The organism is Roseibium porphyridii (assembly GCF_026191725.2).
GTDB lineage: Bacteria > Pseudomonadota > Alphaproteobacteria > Rhizobiales > Stappiaceae > Roseibium > Roseibium porphyridii.
In genome coordinates this window covers 3,199,581-3,218,307 of the sequence record NZ_CP120863.1, presented here as the reverse complement: position 1 = coordinate 3,218,307, position 18,727 = coordinate 3,199,581, and the positions used below count along the sequence as shown (strand labels likewise).

Sequence of the window (18,727 nt, the reverse complement as noted above, 5' to 3'; positions counted from 1 at the left end):
GAACTTTAAAGATCGACACAGTCTGCGGAGCCAGAGCCAAGGTGGCGGGACACTTTATTACATTCGAAGGCGGTGAGGGGGCAGGGAAGTCAACTCAGATTGCCCGCTTGAAGACCTTTCTGGAAAGCTGCGGAATAAAGGTTGTCGTGACCCGTGAACCTGGAGGGTCTCCGGGCGCAGAAAAAATCCGGGCGCTGCTGCTTTCCGGCGAAGCCAGAGAACTCGGCCCAAGGGGGGAAGCCATGCTTTTTGCGGCCGCCCGCGCAGACCACGTCGATACGACCATACGGCCTGCCTTGGAACAGGGAACCTGGGTACTGTGTGACCGGTACGCCGATTCAACGCGAGTCTATCAGGGTGAAGCCGGTGTTGATCCCGACTATCTCAAATTGTTGGAAACCGCCGCTGTTGCAGGCGTTTATCCGGAATTGACGATCCTGATCGATGTTCCTGCTGACGTCGGGCTCAAAAGGGTTGTTCAACGCTCTGAGACAGACGCCAGTGGCGGACCTGACCGGTTCGAGGGCGAAGCCCTCACGGTCCACGAACGCAGACGGCAGCTTTTTCTGGCACTGGCAAAGGAAGAAGATTACCGATTTGCTGTCATTGACGGTCAGCAAGATACTGACCAGGTGGAATCTTCCATCCGAAACGCAGTGCTAAATGCTTTTCAACAAGAACTCGAGCGCACAGAAACCTTTACCGACAAGGCAGAGGCAGCCTCCTGATGGCTCGTAGAAACGAACCGGTCGAGATACCGGAAGTTGATGCGATCTCCGGGTATCCATTGCCCCATGAAAGAGATCGACTCATCGGGCACTCCAGGACTGAAGCAGCGTTGCTTGAGGCCTACAGGTCCGAACGGTTGCACCATGCCTGGATCCTCGGCGGGCCAAAGGGGATCGGCAAGGCCACGCTGGCATTTCGGTTTGCCCGTTTCGTCATCGCAAACCCGGACCGTTTCGGGCCTTCGGTGACAGCTGCAAAAGACCTGTCTGTGTCAGAGGATAATCCTGTTTCCAGACAATTGTCAGCAGGCGGCCACCCGAACATTCTGCATTTGCGCAGGCCCTGGGATGAAAAAGGAAAACGGTTCAAATCCGACCTGCCCGTCGATGAGGTCCGGAGAACCGTTTCATTCTTCGGAACCACCGCCTCTGCAAAGGCATGGCGCATTTGTATTGTCGACGCCGCCGATGACATGAACATAAGTTCCGCCAACGCACTGCTGAAAATACTGGAAGAGCCACCCGCGCGGTGCCTGTTTCTGGTACTCAGTCATGCGCCGGGGCGTTTGTTGCCAACCATCCGTTCGCGTTGCCGCCGGCTGGATCTTGCAACACTGTCGCCAGAAGAAATCGGAAGCGGTTTGGCAGACCTTGCGCCTGATCTTGTTCCATCAGGTAATGACCTGGCAGAGCTTGCTGAGGCTGCGGATGGAAGCCTGCGGTCGGCAATTACGCTTTTGTCCGGCGATGGTCTTGCGATTGCCAAGGGCATGAAGAAACTTGCCAACCAGGGTGCACAGGTTGATCTCGCCGCCGTTCACGCTTTGGCTGACGTTGTTGCAGCACGTGGCCAGGCAGATAACTGGGAGAGCTTCCAGCACATGGCCCAGGCCTGGCTTCATGAATGCATGCGCCGGGATGTCAGTTCCAGTGTTCGGAACGCATATGGATTTGTTGAGCTCAGCGAAAAAACAAACCAGGCAATCCGAGATGCAGATGCGCTCAATCTCGACCGAAAACAAGTTGTGCTGGACTTCTTTCTCTCCCTCAGAGCAGCATCCAGCCAAGGCAAGCCCTTTACGTAATGTCTTTTCTGACACCTGTCGTTGTCCGTGACCATTGCCAAATCTGCCTCTTGGGATCTTGTCTGTTTCCCTGTATCAAGGCCTGCTGAATCACTGTGTTGCGACCTCTAATACAACCATCTTGGAAATTTCATGCTTGTTGACAGCCATTGCCATCTCGACTTTCCCGACTTTGACGGCGAACGTTCCGAACTGATCGCGCGAGCAAAGGCCGCTGGTGTCGAATTGATGGTCACAATCTGTACCCATGTGCGGAAATTTGATCAGGTGCGCGCCATTGCCGAGGAGTTCGACAATGTCTACTGCTCCGTCGGGACGCATCCGCACAACGCAGGCACAGAGCGCGGTATACCGGTTGACGAAATTGTGCGCCTTGCTGCCCACCCTAAGGTGGTCGCGATCGGCGAAGCAGGTCTCGACTACTTCTATGACAAGGCGCCAAGAGAGGCCCAGGCCGAAGGGCTGCGCGTCCATATCGAAGCCTCTCGGCAAACAGGGTTGCCCTTGGTCATTCACGCAAGAGACGCTGATGAAGACATGGCCGCCATCTTGCGTGAAGAGATGGGGAAGGGGCCATTTCCAGCTCTTCTTCACTGCTTTTCGTCCGGGCGCGACCTTGCCCTCACGGGTATTGAACTCGGGCTTTACGTTTCCTTCTCCGGTATTTTGACATTTAAACGCTCAGAAGAGTTGCGCGATATCGCGCGCGACCTGCCTGCAAACCGTTTGCTTGTAGAAACCGACGCGCCTTATTTGGCACCGCAGCCCAGGCGCGGAAAGCGCAACGAGCCGGCCTATACCGCTATGACCGCAGCCGTTTTGGCCGAAACACGGGGTGTTTCCGAAGCTGAAATTGCGCGCCAAACGACTGAAAACTTCTTTCGTTTGTTCAAGAAGGTGCCAAATCCTGCAAAGCTCACCCAGGTAGCCGCCCAATGACGGTAACCGCGACCATTTTGGGATGCGGGTCATCTGGCGGCGTGCCACGCATCGGCAACGACTGGGGCGATTGTGACCCAGGTGAGCCGAGGAATCGACGTCTGCGCTGTGCAATCCTTGTGGAAAAGCGTGTGGACAACAAGTGCACAACCGTGTTGATTGATACTGGACCAGACCTGAGGCACCAGCTATTGGCAGCTAATGTGCAGAACGTCGATGCGGTCCTATACACCCATGCTCATGCCGATCACGTACACGGAATTGACGATTTGCGCGGCTTCTGGGTCAAGAGCGGCAAAAAAACTAACGTTTACATGGACTTGGAAACCTATGGAAGAGTTCATTCTGCGTTTTCATATTGCTTCGAAACACCCAAGGGCTCCAATTACCCGCCTATCCTTGAGCATCAACCAATTCAAATCGGGAAGCCTATCGAAGTCTCCGGCGCTGGGGGAACAATAAGCTTCGAACCGATTGAAGTCGTTCATGGTGAAATCAATGCACTGGGGTTCAAAACCTCCGGCCTTGCTTACGTTCCGGACGTTTCCGATATTCCGGAAAAGAGCGAGAAAGCACTGAAAGATCTGAACATTCTGGTTCTCGATTGCTTGCGACGACGACCACACCCTAGCCATTTCTGCCTTCAGGTCTCACTTGAATGGACAAAGAGGTTGGCTCCCAAAAAAGCTGTTTTCACCAATCTTCACAATGACTTGGACTACAGAACTTTGTGCGATGAACTGCCGGCTGGCATAGAACCGGCCTATGATGGACTGCAGCTGGTTCTGGACGATGCCCACGACGAGTTTGCCTTGTCGGACTATGCAGGCTAAAGCGCGCTACAAGAAACCGACCGAAGAACGATTGAAGCGTTCGGCGCTTCATTACCTGGAGCGTTATGCATCATCTGCAGCCAATCTTCGCAGGGTTCTGCAACGCAAGGTCTCAAAAGCCTGTCGCAGCCTTGAGTTGGAGCCGCAAGACTACGAGCCAATGATTGACCGCGTTGTCTCATTGTGTGTCGAGACCGGCCTGATCAATGATCTTCATTACGCTGAGACAAAGGCAGCCAGCTTACGTCGGCGTGGAGGATCCAAACGCAAGATTGAAGCGCAACTGATCGCCAAGGGCGTTGACCGCGACATACTTCAGAACGTGCTTGAAAGTGATGATGAAGCTGAGCTTCAGGCAGCGATCGCATTTGCACGCCGGCGACGTCTTGGTCCGTTTCGCAAAGCCGCGGACCGTGATCAGCGCCGGGATAAGGATCTTGCTGCATTGTGCCGAGCCGGATTTGCTTTTGAAGTCGCACGACAGGTCATTGACGCACATCAAGAGATCGAACACGACCAGAGCGGTTTTTCTGACTGAACGCTACGCGGTGTTGAGACTGAGTGGTCGCTGACAACGGTAAGCCTTTGGTTTCAGGGTCATTCCTGCCTAAGTAAAAATATTCCATAATATTGATTATGCGAATTTGATGTGTGGATGCTCCTCTGCGGTGTCACGGGTTTGTCCATTCAAGAATGCGGCACTTCCCGCTTTGACGCTTGAGCTGGTAGATGCGACATCAGATAAGTTTTGATGAGTGAGCGAGACGAAAAAGCAAATTGAAGCTCTGCCTCTGGTCAATGGCGATGAATTCAACGTTTCGACCGCGCCTATCTCATGAACATGTCAAACGGCATATCTTACGCCTTCAAACATATCCCGATCCAAAGTCACTCCCGGAGTTCGGCGCATCATATGTAGTCGTCACACGTACGATGCCATCACAGTGAGTCAGAACATCGCTTAGGTCGATCTGCAACCTGTCTGAAAACCCTGATGACAGTCTTTAGGTAATCTTGAAATCGACGACCTCTCGACCACGTATGATGCATTGCGCGCTTCTGGATGAATATGAGGTCCCCGGTTCGTCCAGTTCAAAGCTTACTCGGATCGTTTGTCTGTATCCGCCACTGATGTTATGCACGGTCTGATTTCTGATGACCGGATACGGCATTCTTTTCCTGGCGAACTCGACACAAATTTCGTTGGCCAGACTTGCACTGATAGTGTCGCGTTTCTCCTGTTCCTTTTTGCGCTCCTTCTCCAGGTCTTCTGCAGTCTTGCGAGCAATTTTTGCCGTTGCCAGGCATTGTGAAAACTCAATTGTCCCCGGGACAAAGCCTGAATCGATACAAATCAACTCGTCCTTGCTTGGCCGGGATGAAGCTGAAGTATCGTCTGTTACGCACCCACCGAGTGCAAGAAATGGCAATAAACAAAAGACTTTTTTCATGTCCGCCTCACAGAAACTGTAGCAGCCTGAAGTGTTCTGAATTGTGACCAAGATGCCCTGCCAAGACATTGCAACTTCTAGGTGAGGTAAATGGATATCTTATTGGTATTTGTGTCAATGCCTTTCTTGTTCCGTCCAGCGCTTCGACTTAACTTGAAGAGAAAAGTGATCATTGTTTTTGGTGGTCACTCACAAATGCGGCACTTCTCAATCCTTTCAAACTGGACAACGTGTGCGTTTAAAGGAGAACTAAACTCGACCCGAGTGAGTGTTTAAGAACCTCTCTACCAAACAAGCGATCTCGACAAATAAGGAGTTTGCTCAGGTCGTACCCCCCCCTACTTGCGCCCTTTATGCCTCGCTCAATTTCAAGATAGTCGCCAGACGTACCTCACACGGAACTCAGCAAAATCGATGTTTCGCTGTTCGTGATCCCGTCAACGCCTCTGACATCCCTGAGCACTCGGTCAAAGTCCGTGAGATTGACGGCGGTCAATTGGGCGACGAGATCCCACTTGCCGTTGGTCGAATGAAGTTGTCGCAGTTCCGGAAGACCGCGCAACTTTCGAATGACGCTGGTTGTCGATTTGCCGGAAACTTCGATCATCATGATTGCATGCACGCCATCCGGGCCGTGGTCTTCTCTTGCGCGAATGGTGAAGCCCAGAACGGCACCGCTGTCCAACAGCCTCTCGAGCCGGTTTTGCACCGTCGCCCTGGAGACATTGAGGATCACGGCAAGCTTGGCAACGGGTGCACGACCATCCTCTCTCAAGATCGCAATCAATTGGCGATCGAGTTTGTCAAAAACATGCATTGCATTTTGCTCGTTGATTGATAGCAATTTGCTCAAAGATACCAGACATAATGTATGGTTTGGCTATAACTTTTGCAAATACGAAGGCATATCTTTGTGCCGGCACCCGAAGTCGCCGGAGAGCAAGATGCACAACAAATCGATACAAGCACCACAATCGGTGGTGATGATCAGACCTCATCACTTCACACCAAACACCCAGACAGCCAAAGACAATACGTTTCAAGGACAGGTTGCCGGCCACACAGCAGAACAGATCGCCTCGCGAGCGTATAGTGAAGTCACTCAAGCAGTCAGCGCGTTGTCAGATGCCGGTATCAAGGTCCATCTTTTTGAGGACGAAGGCACTACGACACCGGACTCAGTCTTTCCGAACAACTGGTTTTCCACGCACTCGGGCGGCCATATTGCAGTCTATCCGATGTACTCACCCAACAGACGCTCAGAACGCCGGCACGACGTGTTGGAACTGCTGAAACAGAGATTTCGGGTTCAGGACATCAGAGACTATTCCGGTCTGGAACAAGACAGCCTTTTTTTGGAAGGCACGGGAGCCATGGTCATCGATCATCTTGAACGTGTCGCCTATGCGGCCCGTTCCAGACGAACCAGCGAAGTCTTGCTGGAGCGCTTTTGTGCGCATTTCGACTACGAGCCCATGGTATTTGACGCATTCGATTTGTCAGGAGCGCCGATCTATCACACCAACGTTCTGATGTGCATTGGAACCGGGTTCGCTATGATAGGCGTTGATTGCATCCAAGATAGAGTACGGAGACAAGAGGTTCTGGACCGTATTCACGCCGGACACCGCGATGTCATTGAACTCTCGCAACAGCAAATCGCCGATTTTGCAGGAAATGCTATTGAATTGTCCGGTTCAGACGGCCCTGTGTTGGCGTTGTCTCAGCGAGCCCTGGCCTCGCTGAACTCACGCCAGAAAGCACTTCTTGAAGCTCATGTCTCGCTGTTGCCGCTCAACATTCCAACCATAGAGCTTGCAGGCGGTTCCGTCCGCTGCATGATTGCAGGCATTCATTTGAGTGAAAGACCGCAAGCGATTTGAACACCTGATCTAACTCGGTTCTCTTATGCCTGATTGCAGCGTTTAACGGTCCATGAGTTCCAGAGACCCGGAGAAGCCGGTCAATGAAAGTTCCATTTTCGCGCTTTGGTTCCCTGCACTGACAACCCCGATCCGCATCACCTGCCCCGACTTCATGTCTGCAATCATTTTGGATGGCAGCGCAACCCGCACGTATGCGCCGTGTTTGTCGGCTGTCTTGAACGGGTATCGAGTTGTAGTGCCGTCATCAATCGAGACTGCTACACCTGAGGTCAAGTCGAGACCATGAGGCAGCAACAACCCCATGGCCCAAGCCTCGCTATCTTTCACAATTGTAGCGCTGACAAGCCGTTTTCGCGATTGAGTTTCAAGAACAGTCTGAGACATGGTACAAAATTCAGACGCCTGCCCGCTTTGATTGCCACAATTCACAATCCAGTCTGAACCGTTTTTTCCAACCACTGCGTTGGCTTTCGATTGTGCCAAAGCAGGTGGCACACAAGCAATTGTCGCAGCAATCAAACTTGATGGCAGGAGAGCCCACGCTGACCGGTGGCTAAGCTGGTTCATGGTTGAACTCCTTTTCAGATTGGAAAGACTGGATTGACGGCGAGGCCGCGTTAGAATTTCAGCGATGCTTTGATGAAACCTGCATGCTGGCGCGTACCAGGTGACAAACGACCCTGATAACCAAGTTCGAGTGCTGTGTTGCTGCCGGAAAGCAGCATTACGCCGGCTTCCACATCGGCAAGAACGTTGTCCACGTCAGACGTGCTCTCAAAGCCTGGCGCGCCGGCCGGAGCACCTGCAAAATGGGCGGTCAGAGAGTTCTGGCCTTGCGAAGAAAGCGTGACACCGGCCTTGAGGCGCATGCGGGCTGTCCAGCCATTGGACAGTGCATGCTCGCTTCCGATTTCAATCGCGGGCGTGACCGAAAAATTCGTTTCTTCGGAGCTGTCCACACTGAGCGCTGTCGCAGAGTTTCCGGTCTCGGTGAAGCCGTCGCGGTCAAGATAGGCAAGATACAGATCCACCTGCGGCTTGGCGTAAAAACCGCTTTCTTCCAGCAAATAGGCAAGACGCATCTGGGCGCCTGCATAGGAGATGTCGTAGTCGCCTTTGTTGACCGCACGAAGACCGCCGAAGTTGACACTTCTGGTGGTTTCATAAGCGCCGACGCCGCCGGAAACAGCCCCTGCGATCAACAGAGCACCATGTTGGTACTTCAGCGTGCCCCCGAGATGAAGGCGGTCGCTCCGGGCACTGGCACCGGCGTTGCTGTCCAGGGTGCCCTGCTCGTATCCAAGCCCGAACCCGGCGTGCCAGTCTGTCCAGACCTGGTACTGCCCGCCAACGGAAACGCCTCCGACGCGTTCCTCAAAGCCGATCCGGTCCTCTGTTTCGTCAACACTCAGAAGACGCCCCTGCGGGCGTAGCCAAAGGCAATCGCCCTCGCGTATGAACGCATGGGCCCCACCTTCAACGGGACACGAGAACAGACTGTTCGTAAAGTTAGCCGCGGAGAACAAAGAGGCCGTCTCGGTGTTGAGCGCGATCTCCGGAGAAAGCTGATTGAGTGCTGTCCTCATTTCCCCGACAGATCCCAAATTGAACAATCCCTGGATCACCGGACCTGTTTCGCCGGTATGGCCGGTGTTGATCGCGTTGAGCGTGGTCAGTGTGTTTGTCTGGTTCGAGTTGAAAGTGCCGGCCTCGGCATTGAAGCTGAAGTTGAGCGCCACATCGTTCGCGTTCGGGTAGACCAGCTGAACCTCGGTCAGCGGATTGGTGAAGGTCTGCATGGTGCCGAGCGCAAGTCCAGTGTCGGTGACCCCTCCCCCTGCACTGACAATCGTAAAGAGCCCGACAGGATCAGCGCCTGTCAGATTGAGATCGACGGTACCGGCCAGATCTGCCGTGCCGGTGACCGTTAAACGATCATTGGTGCTGCTTGCCCTGTCCACATCGACAACAAGAGATCCGTCGGCCGTCTGCACGAGATTGCCATTGATGGTGACCGCTGCAATTGCCCCGCTGCCGCCAGTCGAGAAGACACCCCCGTTGGTAACAGCTCCGTTGATCGTGCCGGTCGCATTGAGGGTGCCCCTGTTGGTCACCGCCCCATTCAACGTCCCGGTGGTCGTGAGTGTCGCGCCAGTCGCGTTGGTCAAGCCGCGGGTCACGGTCAACGTCCCCGCATTGGAGAACATCGCGCCTGTGCTGTTGACGATCGAATCGGCCGACAGCAGCCGCCCTGCTCCAACCGAGACACCGGACGTGGCAGTGGAGGTGTTGGTCAGCACGCCGATACCGGTCATGTCACCGCCTGCGACACCGAGCTGTCCGCTGCCCTGATTGGTGAGGTTGCCGCTCACCAGAACATCGCCGTCAACGACATTGATGGTGCCGTCATTGAAGATCGAACCGGTTGTTGTTGAGGCAAATGTTGCTGTGCCGCCGGGGCCATTGAAGTTGATGACGCCATTAGCCAGATTGTTGATCGCTCCGGCATCGCTCACCGTGCCATTCGTGGCAACATCGATGAGAGAACTGTTGTTCAGGGTGTTGCCGGTGCCTTGAAGCGTCGCATTGGCACCGACCCGGATCGTGCCGCTGGAATTGGTGATGACGGCCGCGGCAAGCGTATTGCCCGCGCCAATTGTCACCGTCCCCGCATTGGTCAGCGTGGTGATCGTCTCATCGCCCTCCAGCGCAAACGTTCCGCCAGTCACCTGAACACCGGCCGTGGCCGCAAGCGATCCGCCATCGGTGGACAGCGTTCCGCCGTTGACGGTGACGCTGGCAGACGAAAGAGTCCCAGTCCCATTCAAATTCAGCTGTCCACCGCTGACAGTCGTGTTGCCGACAAGCGTTCCGCCTGCGTTCTGATTGAACACACCGCCCGAGACGACAAGCGCACCACCAATCGCCCCGGTGTTGGTTGTCGTGCCGTCGCTGTTGGAGGCGCCCGCGGTAATCGTTCCCGTGTTGGTGAAAGTGCCACCGGTGTTGATCAGAGACGCAATCGTGCCGGCATTCGATCCGGTGCCGGCACTGGTAACCGCCCCCGTCGTGCCCCCGGCCTGATTGGTGAAGCTTGCGTTATTGACAACAGCCCCGGCTATTGTGCCCTGGTTGACGAGCGTGCCCGACGTCACCGTCGTGTCGCCGGTATAGGTGTTGGTGCCGGTCAGCGTCAGCGTGCCCGCACCCGCCTTGGTCACGGTGCCGGAACCGGAGATGACGTCTGACAGGGTCACTGCATCCGAGCGGTTGAAGATCAGCGCCGCGTTGTTGGTGATGTCTCCGGCCACACTGCCGGTCGTGCCGCCGTTGCCGAGCTGCAAGGTCCCCGCAGTCACCGTCGTGCCGCCGGTGTAGGTGTTGGTGCCGGTCAGCGTCAGCGTGCCATCGCCGATTTTCTCCATCGGTCGCGCCCCGCCCGTTTCAGATATCACACCTGATTGTGTTGCTGAGCCTGTCAGCACCTGTAGCTGGGTCGTGTTCGAATTGATGTCTATCGGCGCTGCACTGGTCACGCCGTCGGCGTAGTCGATCACCGAGCCGGTTGTGGTGATGGAAAAACTGCCATCGCCGCCCGCGGCCGTCGTTGCCAGGCTCAAGGTCCCTTCGGAGACGGTGACCGTGCCGTCAAACCCTGTATTGTCGCCGGAAAGCGTGAAAGTGCCCGTACCGCGCTTGTTGAGAATGCCGCCGCCGCTGAAAGACCCTCCAAAGGTGGTGCTGGCATTGTTGCCACCAGTGGTCAGCGTATGCAGAGAACCATCAGGGTCCTCAACGTGGACCGTTCCGCCCGTCCCGGCGAGGGACCCGATTGTTTCGGATACGTCAAGGATCAATTCACCTCCATTCACAAGGACGGCATTGCTATCCAGGATCACCCCCTCACCTGGGGGGGGACTATTCAGACCGATGGTCAATGTTCCACCATTGACTGTCGTAGACCCGGTGTATGTATTTTCTGCTGCAAATTGATGGAGGTCGCCGGCATTGATAACAACACCGCCAGTGCCGGACATCACTCCGTAGAAAGTACTTCCAAAGCCGGCGAAAGTCAGCGTATTTGCATTCAGGACAAAGGAACCAACTCCTGAAATCCTGCTTACCGTTTCATCTGTCTGCAAACTGATGGTAGCCCCACTCCTTACTGTGAGACCATCTGTGTCACCGATGGCGTCGCCGTCGTCGTTGTTTAAGATCAAGGTTCCGGCTTGGACGATAACACTTGTACCGGAGAGTTTACCTGTCATTGTCAACGTTCCGGTTCCACCATCACCATTGACTAAAGTGATCCCATTTCCGCCATTCCTTCCTATGTTGCTGTCAATGAAGGCGGACCCGCTTCCCGTGACGTCAATAGTTGTAGGAGTGCCGTTCGCCTGCAGCAGCCCGGTGCCATCTAGTCTTCCATCACCGGCGAAATTGATGTCATCAAACGGTGTCAACGTGTTGATCGTTGTGGTCTGACCGTCGGCAATATCGATCTGCTGAGCCTGCACATCGGTTACGGCAAAGGTGATAGTGCCCGCGGCGACAAGTGACGTGGACGCCAGAAGGTGTGAATTCAGAAGCCACCTGGTTGGCGCACCACACGACCTTGAAACCGGGGTCCGGTTCCCACGAAAACCAAACTTGCAAAGTGTCACATCGATCCGTTTCGTCGTTACAAAATCAGCTAGACCTGTTGGAACGACATGCGCGTTGAAGCGCCGCCCCCCGAGGTTCGGATGTTGTTACAGGCGATCGGAAAGATTGGAACGTATCATCCGTATTTTGACGGATATGCGCTTGCATTTGTCCGATATGCGCGCGAATGTGCAAGCTGCCGGTCAGATCGAAGTTCAGAGGTTCATGAAGAGATATAAACCGCGAACTGCGCTTGTGTTCGCCACATTATTCTTGATCTTCATAGCGACTGTTAAGTCAAAAGCTGAAGATCCCGGAAACACATGCGCGACCGGTTTTATCAATGGACTTGAAAACACTCTTTCGGAAAATCAAAGCGATCAACTGCGCTCACTGAATGCGGAATACTATATTGATCTCTCAAACTCGCTGGAGACCAGTGAGATTAGCCAAAAAGAGTTTTCCAAACTTCCCTGTGCCACGGCGCTACAAGCGCCTTTGCCCGGCCAAACCCTATGGCTCCGCTTTGCTGTAAACAACGACCATGAAACAAGAAAACACTGGCTGGTCGCATTTGCTGAAACCATTTTCGATGACGTAATTATTTATGAACAAACCCGAGACGACTTAGTCTTGATAGCTCAAGATGGCCGGACCGTTCCTCAATTGGAAAGAGCATCCCGTTCCATGAAGCCCGGTCTGCCTCTTGTTGTGGGGCCAGGCGAGAGAAAAGTGTTCTATCTTCGTGTTGCCGGAACCGTGGAACCGACTTTGAAACCGGTCATCATTACGCCGAACCTGTTTGCAGACTGGTCCACCGGCATGATGATATTGAATGCATTGTTTTTGAGCTACGTGTTATCAATCACGATCTTCAGCCTGATCATTTTTCGTCAGATAGAAACCCGTTTTTACAAATATTATTCGCTCTATCTCGTCAGTCAGTTTTTGTTCTCGTTTCTCTATGATGGGTGGCTTCATAAAATTCTGGGCATCACCCTGCCCGTGTCAGTGATCTCGCCGGTCATGTTCTTTTTTACCGGGGTCGCAGCCTTTGCAAATGTCCAATACTGTAGAATTTTGCTCGAGGTTGATGCCGGCCAGAGACGCCTGACGGTTTTGTTTTCCGTCTTGTCTGTGACCACCATTATCTCAACTGTTCTTGCGGTCCTGGATCCATGGACACTGGCAGTGCCATTGCATGTTATTTACTTCTTCTGCCCCTTGGTCCTGTTGATCGTCGCTCTGCGCAAGATCAGAGAAGGATTGCCACAGGCAAAGCCGATTGCTCTTTCGTTATTGTTCTTTACCAGCGGCCTTGTTGTCGCGGTCTACTTTTTCTCCTTCCCACTTGAAATTACCAACGCCACCTACGCCTACGAACTCATCATTCGCTACCCAATTTCCTGGGGCTATTACATTGCGATCATTGGGGAAACGACATTCATGCTAATTGCGATCTCTGTCATGGTCAAAACCATGCAGAGCCAGAAGCATGCTGCGATCATGGAAGCCAACCTATTGCGGAGCGATGTAACGGTGAAGGCCGAGGCACTTAAAGACACCGGTGCACGTATAGACGCATTGGAAACGATTTTGACGGAGGATCCGAACAACAATCTGCTGGCGCCGGCGGAAAAACGATTTCTCGAACAGGCTACAGATTGTGTTCAGGTTCATATCAAAGACGAGAATTTCGGCGTCAAAGAACTGGCAGCCGCTCTGGCTATGAGTGAAAAGACACTGGGCAGGCGAATAAAGAAGGTCAACGGGCTGACATCGGCAGCCTTCATTCGATCAGTACGTTTAAATCAAGCTCGCGATCTGATCCTTATGCGTCAACACAACACAATCGCGGAAATCGCCCATGCATCCGGATTTTCGAGCGTCAGTTATTTTTCGAAAATGTATCGTCAGGCCTTCAATGAAACTCCCGGTGACGCGCTGAAAAATGCAACGGCCGATCCTCAAAAATGACCGTCGCCCTGTCAGATCTTCTATTCGAGAGAATTGATTGAACAGCGCTTTGCTCACAGTTGCATTGCAACCAATCGTGACGAGGTAACGGAAGCGACGAGCAGACTGTACACTTAGTCATCCTGCCGACCTGCACGCCCACGCATCTTCTTGATATTGCCCCGTTGTTTCTTTGCTTCCAGGCGACGCTTCTTGGAAGCCAGGGTGGGCCTGGTTGCCTTGCGCGGCTTTTGCCTTTCTGTCGACTTTCGCAACAACTCCAGCAGACGCTCCAAGGCGTCTTCTCGATTGCGCTCCCGGGTTCTGTATCTGTCGGCACGCAACACAATTTCGCCGTTCAAGGTCAACCGGCTCCCGGCCAACCTTGCAGCGCGCGATTTGATATCCTGCGGCAGTGTTTCGTTTCCAGCCAGGTTAAAGCGCAGCTGCACGGCGGTAGACACCTTGTTGACATTCTGGCCGCCGGGCCCGGAGGCCCTGATGAAATCCTCCGACAGATCTTCTTTCGAAATATAGAAGCGATCGGTTACGGAGATCCGCGAACTGTCGGGCAGATCTGAAGGCTCATCGGTCATTGGTTTTGATCGGCTGCCTCAGGCAAGGCCAAGCCGACACCGTTCAGGATCAGCGTTGTCACTGCTTGAACCGTTTCCATATGAAATCCGGGGTCACTCAGGTCTTTGCCCGTTAGCGCTCTGATCTGGACGGAAAAATCCGCATAGTGTTGTGTGGTCGCCCATATGGTGAAAATCAAGTGAAGCGGATTGACCTGTTGCATCTTTCCGGCCGAAATCCAGTTTTCAATCACCTGGCTCTTTTCTTCCACGAGACGCTTCAGATCCGTTTCCAGTATCGGGAGGATTTGAGGAGCTCCCTGCATCACTTCGTTTGCAAAAAGACGCGACGCTTCTGGAAATCTCGCCGACATTTCAATTTTTTGCCGAATATAGTCTGCAAGCTCCGCAGCTGGTTCACCATCTGGCTTCAACGTCTTCAACGGCGCGAGCCACACTTCCAGAATATGCGCCAAAGTTGCCTTGTAGATCGCTTCCTTTGAAGAGAAATAATAGAGAAGATTGGATTTCGACATGCCTGCTTCCGCGGCAATTCGCTCTACGGTTCCCCCTGAAAATCCCTTTCTGGAAAACTCGGCAAGCGCGGCCTCCAGTATCAGTGTTCTGTTCTTTTCCTGAATGCGGCTCATGCCGCCCGGTTTAAGTGATGCCGTATCCTGACCGCTCAGACCTGTCATCAAATTCGTCCGTTTCAGCCCATGTGGGCGCCAATCTAGATGTCCAAAATGTAAGCTGATTCCCCTCATGGAAGCAGCCCGCCCGGACCTTTTGCTGCGCGTCGCATCGGCAGGTGACCACAAATTGGTCATGTCGATTGGATTTGCATCTTGACCATTTGGTCAAATCCCTCCTAGGGTAAATTGACCAGATGGTCAGAAGGCTAGTCGATCACCAAAGCGCCCGCAATAGGCAACTCTTGATCGTTCGGCAGCATCTGACCATCATGGTCGTGATCCGGCGACAAGCCGTGATTGGCGTGAGCCATCCAGAAAGAAGGATCGTCAGGAAGAGGCAAAAGCCCGCCCGAGGATCATGAGGGACAGTGTAGGGAGAGGATCTGATCGGCGTTGCATTGCCGCCAATGCTCCGTTGCTCATCATCCTTTCTTTTTGAGATCAACAGTCGACCTTGAGCGCAGCAAAAGGGTCGCAAGGAGGACGCATGTCATCACCGGCATCTCCGGCAGCATCGAGCCACGCTGCCACAAACAATCTTGAAGCATTCTGGATGCCGTTCACGGCAAATCGTCAGTTCAAGCAAACACCGCGCATGTTCGTTTCGGCCAAGGATATGCACTACACGACCGCAGAGGGGCGTCAGGTGCTTGACGGAACTGCAGGTCTTTGGTGCTGCAATGCGGGCCACTCGCGCCCAAAAGTCGTTGAGGCCGTGCAGCAACAAATCGCGACACTCGACTATGCGCCCGCCTTTCAGATGGGGCACCCGAAGGCATTTGAGCTGGCAGCCAGACTGGCTGCATTGATGCCCTCTCCTCTTGATCATGTCTTTTTTACGAACTCCGGCTCGGAGAGCGTCGACACAGCACTGAAAATCGCGCTGGCCTACCAACGTTCCATTGGTCAGGGGACACGAACACGCCTGATCGGGCGTGAGCGCGGGTATCACGGTGTGGGTTTTGGCGGCATCTCAGTTGGCGGCATCGTCGCGAACCGCAAGACCTTCGGCACCATGCTGGCGGGGGTCGACCATATGCGTCACACGCACGACCCGGACCGCAATGCATTTTCCCGGGGGATGCCGGAAAATGGCGCAGAATATGTGGAAGATCTGATCCGCATCATCCAGCTACACGACCCGTCGACGATTGCGGCAGTGATCGTTGAACCCGTGGCCGGTTCAACAGGAGTTCTGATCCCCCCCAAAGGATATCTGGAACGGCTTCGCGAAATATGTACCCAACACGGAATTCTGCTGATTTTCGACGAAGTTATCACAGGTTTCGGCAGACTTGGTTCGCCCTTTGCGACAGACTTCTTCGGCGTCACACCAGACTTGGTCACAACGGCCAAAGGACTGACATCAGGTGTTGTGCCCATGGGAGCGGTATTCTGCTCTTCCGATATCTACACCGCTTTCATGACCGGCCCGGAACACATGATCGAATTGTTCCACGGCTATACTTATTCCGCCCACCCGGTCGCTTGCGCAGCGGCTCTTGCGACCCTTGATACTTATGAAGAAGAAGGTCTTCTGACGCGCGCCGCGGAGCTTGCCCAACATTGGGAAGACGGTCTGCATGCCTTGAAAGACTGCCCGCATGTCATCGACATACGCAATCTCGGTCTGATCGGCGCAGTTGAACTGGAACCGATTGTCGGAGAACCGACCAAAAGAGCATTCTCGGCCTTCCTGAAGGCCTATGACGACGGTATCCTGATCCGCACCACGGGCGATATCATTGCCCTGTCACCACCGTTGATCATCTCCAAGGACCAGATAGACGAATTGTTCAGCAAATTGCGCAGTGTTTTGAATGCGATAGACTGAACAAAAGCTTGTCAACGAGACACCGACACCTTTCTAGGAGACACGCAAATGGCCGCTCCAGGCGAAAACTTGAAGATCAATCCGGACAGGCTCTGGGACAGCCTGATGGAAATGGCAAAGATCGGCCCGGGTGTCGCTGGCGGAAACAACCGGCAAACCCTGACTGATGAGGATTCAGAAGGCCGTAAATTGTTTCAAAAATGGTGCGAAGAGGCCGGACTTTCGATGGCCGTTGATACTATGGGCAACATGTTCCTGACCCGGCCGGGAACGGATCCCGATGCTCTGCCGGTCTATGTCGGGTCTCATCTCGATACCCAGCCAACAGGTGGTAAATACGACGGTATCCTCGGAGTTCTGGGCGGGTTGGAACTTGTGCGGACGATGAATGACCTTGGTCTGAAGACCAAACATCCGATTGTCGTGACCAACTGGACCAATGAGGAAGGCACGCGTTTTGCCCCAGCCATGCTTGCTTCCGGTGTATTTGCCGGTGTTCACACACAGAACTGGGCTTATGATCGCGAAGACGCCGAAGGCAAGAAGTTTGGTGATGAACTGAAGCGCATCGGCTGGGTGGGCGACGAAGAAGTTGGCGCTCGCAAGGACAAGATGCACGCCATGTTCGAGCTTCACATTGAACAGGGGCCCATCCTGGAAGCTGAAGGCAAGGACATTGGCGTTGTGACACACGGTCAGGGGCTCTCCTGGACGCAAGTTACCGTGACCGGAAAAGACAGCCATACCGGTTCGACGCCGATGCCAATGCGCAAGAATGCAGGGCTTGCCATGGCGCGCATTCTGGAACTGGTTGACGAAATTGCCTGGTCTCACGCCCCTCATGCTGTTGGCGCGGCGGGACACATCGACGTCTACCCGAACTCGCGAAACGTGATCCCCGGCAAAACCGTCTTCACCATCGACTTCCGGTCGCCCGACATTGCCGTTATCAAGGACATGGAAGACCGGCTGAAAATCGGTGGCAAGAAAATCTGCGACGAAATGGGACTTGAAGTCGAATTCGAAAAAGTCGGCGGTTTTGATCCGGTAGAGTTCGACCAGGGCTGTGTCGACGCGGTCAGAAATGCTGCCGAACGGCTTGGCTACTCCCACCAGAATATCATTTCCGGCGCGGGACATGACGCGTGTTGGATCAACAAAGTCGCTCCGACAGCAATGATCATGTGTCCGTGTGTCGACGGCCTGTCGCACAACGAGGCAGAAGAAATCTCCAAAGACTGGGCGAAAGCAGGTGCGGATGTTCTTTTCCATGCCGTGGTGGAAACGGCGGAGATCGTCGAATAATGCGATTTTTTGGAAAAGCGATGGCATTGGCAGGCAGCGTTCTCATGCTGTCCCTGCCCGCCTTCGCCTTTTCCGCCGGCGACAGCTGGGATTGGCAGTTAACGGAACCGGCTGATCTCAACAGGCCCGTCAAGGTGCTGGATCTGCATCCGTCTATCGTATCGCCCGAAGACTTGGCCGCTCTGAAATCCAAAGGCATCAAGACGATTTGCTATGTCAGCGTGGGTACGCTTGAAAGAACATCACCCGACAGGGCAAATTTTCCGTCGGAAATCATCGGCAACACTTATGACGACTGGCCCGATGAACGCTTTCTCGACATTCGCCGCCTCGATGTCCTGTTACCGCTCATGGCAGCCCGTTTCGAAAGTTGCAAGTCGATGGGGTTCGATGCAATTGAGCCAGACAACATGGATGTCCATGACAATGACAGCGGCTTCCCGATCACAGAGCAGCACGCGGTCGCCTATATTCGCTTGCTTGCCGGCACGGCGCGCGGTCTTGGTTTGAAGATCGGACAGAAGAATGTACCGGACCTGACCGAGAAACTGATTGACGTGCTCGACTTTGCCATTGCGGAAAGCTGTTATCAGGACCGAACCTGCAAGGCTTACAGCGCCTATAATGACGCAGGCAAGGCCATCTTTGATGCGGAATACATCGACAAGCCGATACACTTCACCAAAGCGTGCACCATCGCTGAAAAATACGGGATCTCGATGATCCTCAAAGACCGGGACCTGACGGCTCCCGCGCTTTGGTGCCCTGAACCCAATTGAATGATCAACCGGGCAAA

General features: G+C 54.0%; 16 protein-coding genes. 10 read left to right on the top strand and 6 right to left on the bottom strand.

Going from position 1 to position 18,727, the window contains the following annotated elements; translation table 11 throughout:
- Positions 1–41: 41 nt before the first annotated feature.
- The 5 genes from tmk (at position 42) to K1718_RS15010 (ending at position 4,123) form a co-directional block, all read left to right on the top strand.
- Positions 42–728 carry a dTMP kinase gene (gene tmk, locus K1718_RS15030; RefSeq protein WP_265681825.1) on the top strand — a complete coding sequence of 229 codons (687 nt, stop codon included), beginning with the start codon at positions 42–44 and terminating at the stop codon, positions 726–728.
- On the top strand, positions 728–1,813 hold the full coding sequence (locus tag K1718_RS15025; protein WP_265681826.1) for a DNA polymerase III subunit delta': 1,086 nt from the start codon (positions 728–730) through the stop codon (positions 1,811–1,813). The genes tmk and K1718_RS15025 overlap by 1 nt, the downstream gene beginning before the upstream one ends.
- Positions 1,814–1,945: 132 nt before the next feature.
- Positions 1,946–2,752: a TatD family hydrolase gene (locus K1718_RS15020; RefSeq protein WP_265681827.1), complete on the top strand. Its 807-nt coding sequence runs from the start codon at positions 1,946–1,948 to the stop codon at positions 2,750–2,752.
- Entirely contained in the window at positions 2,749–3,585 is an 837-nt protein-coding gene (locus K1718_RS15015; protein ID WP_265681829.1) for an MBL fold metallo-hydrolase, read from the top strand. The genes K1718_RS15020 and K1718_RS15015 overlap by 4 nt, the downstream gene beginning before the upstream one ends.
- Entirely contained in the window at positions 3,575–4,123 is a 549-nt protein-coding gene (locus K1718_RS15010; RefSeq protein ID WP_265681831.1) for a regulatory protein RecX, read from the top strand. Before K1718_RS15015 ends, K1718_RS15010 begins: the two co-directional genes overlap by 11 nt.
- Before the next feature lie 466 nt (positions 4,124–4,589).
- On the opposite strand, the gene K1718_RS15005 is transcribed toward K1718_RS15010, so the two are convergent.
- Positions 4,590–5,036 carry a hypothetical protein gene (locus K1718_RS15005; protein ID WP_265681834.1) on the bottom strand — a complete coding sequence of 149 codons (447 nt, stop codon included), beginning with the start codon at positions 5,034–5,036 and terminating at the stop codon, positions 4,590–4,592.
- A gap of 391 nt (positions 5,037–5,427) precedes the next feature.
- Positions 5,428–5,853, bottom strand: coding sequence for an Lrp/AsnC family transcriptional regulator (locus tag K1718_RS15000; protein WP_265681836.1), 426 nt, complete (start codon positions 5,851–5,853; stop codon positions 5,428–5,430).
- A gap of 127 nt (positions 5,854–5,980) precedes the next feature.
- Here K1718_RS15000 and ctlX point away from each other — a divergent pair, with 127 nt between their 5' ends.
- Entirely contained in the window at positions 5,981–6,919 is a 939-nt protein-coding gene (gene ctlX / locus K1718_RS14995) for a citrulline utilization hydrolase CtlX (RefSeq protein WP_265681839.1), read from the top strand.
- 42 nt (positions 6,920–6,961) lie between these two features.
- Here the strand turns inward: ctlX and K1718_RS14990 are convergent, their stop codons facing one another.
- Positions 6,962–7,489, bottom strand: coding sequence for an invasion associated locus B family protein (locus tag K1718_RS14990; protein ID WP_265681841.1), 528 nt, complete (start codon positions 7,487–7,489; stop codon positions 6,962–6,964).
- 50 nt (positions 7,490–7,539) lie between these two features.
- Positions 7,540–11,586 (bottom strand): autotransporter domain-containing protein, encoded by a 4,047-nt coding sequence (locus K1718_RS14985; RefSeq protein ID WP_265681843.1) that lies wholly within the window; start codon positions 11,584–11,586, stop codon positions 7,540–7,542.
- Between the two features lie 106 nt (positions 11,587–11,692).
- Here K1718_RS14985 and K1718_RS14980 point away from each other — a divergent pair, with 106 nt between their 5' ends.
- Positions 11,693–13,543 (top strand): helix-turn-helix domain-containing protein, encoded by a 1,851-nt coding sequence (locus K1718_RS14980; protein ID WP_265681845.1) that lies wholly within the window; start codon positions 11,693–11,695, stop codon positions 13,541–13,543.
- A gap of 113 nt (positions 13,544–13,656) precedes the next feature.
- On the opposite strand, the gene arfB is transcribed toward K1718_RS14980, so the two are convergent.
- A complete protein-coding gene (gene arfB, locus K1718_RS14975) occupies positions 13,657–14,118 on the bottom strand; it encodes an alternative ribosome rescue aminoacyl-tRNA hydrolase ArfB (protein ID WP_265681847.1) in 462 nt (153 codons plus the stop codon).
- On the bottom strand, positions 14,115–14,795 hold the full coding sequence (gene rutR, locus K1718_RS14970) for an HTH-type transcriptional regulator RutR (RefSeq protein WP_265681850.1): 681 nt from the start codon (positions 14,793–14,795) through the stop codon (positions 14,115–14,117). The genes arfB and rutR overlap by 4 nt, the downstream gene beginning before the upstream one ends.
- Before the next feature lie 484 nt (positions 14,796–15,279).
- On the opposite strand from rutR, the gene aptA reads away from it, so the two are divergent.
- The 3 genes from aptA to K1718_RS14955 are packed head-to-tail and all read left to right on the top strand — an operon-like array spanning position 15,280 to position 18,710.
- On the top strand, positions 15,280–16,626 hold the full coding sequence (aptA, locus tag K1718_RS14965) for an omega-aminotransferase AptA (RefSeq protein WP_265681851.1): 1,347 nt from the start codon (positions 15,280–15,282) through the stop codon (positions 16,624–16,626).
- A 48-nt stretch (positions 16,627–16,674) separates the two neighbouring features.
- On the top strand, positions 16,675–17,931 hold the full coding sequence (locus tag K1718_RS14960) for a Zn-dependent hydrolase (RefSeq protein WP_265681853.1): 1,257 nt from the start codon (positions 16,675–16,677) through the stop codon (positions 17,929–17,931).
- On the top strand, positions 17,931–18,710 hold the full coding sequence (locus tag K1718_RS14955; protein ID WP_265681855.1) for an endo alpha-1,4 polygalactosaminidase: 780 nt from the start codon (positions 17,931–17,933) through the stop codon (positions 18,708–18,710). The genes K1718_RS14960 and K1718_RS14955 overlap by 1 nt, the downstream gene beginning before the upstream one ends.
- The last annotated feature ends 17 nt before the right edge of the window (positions 18,711–18,727 follow it).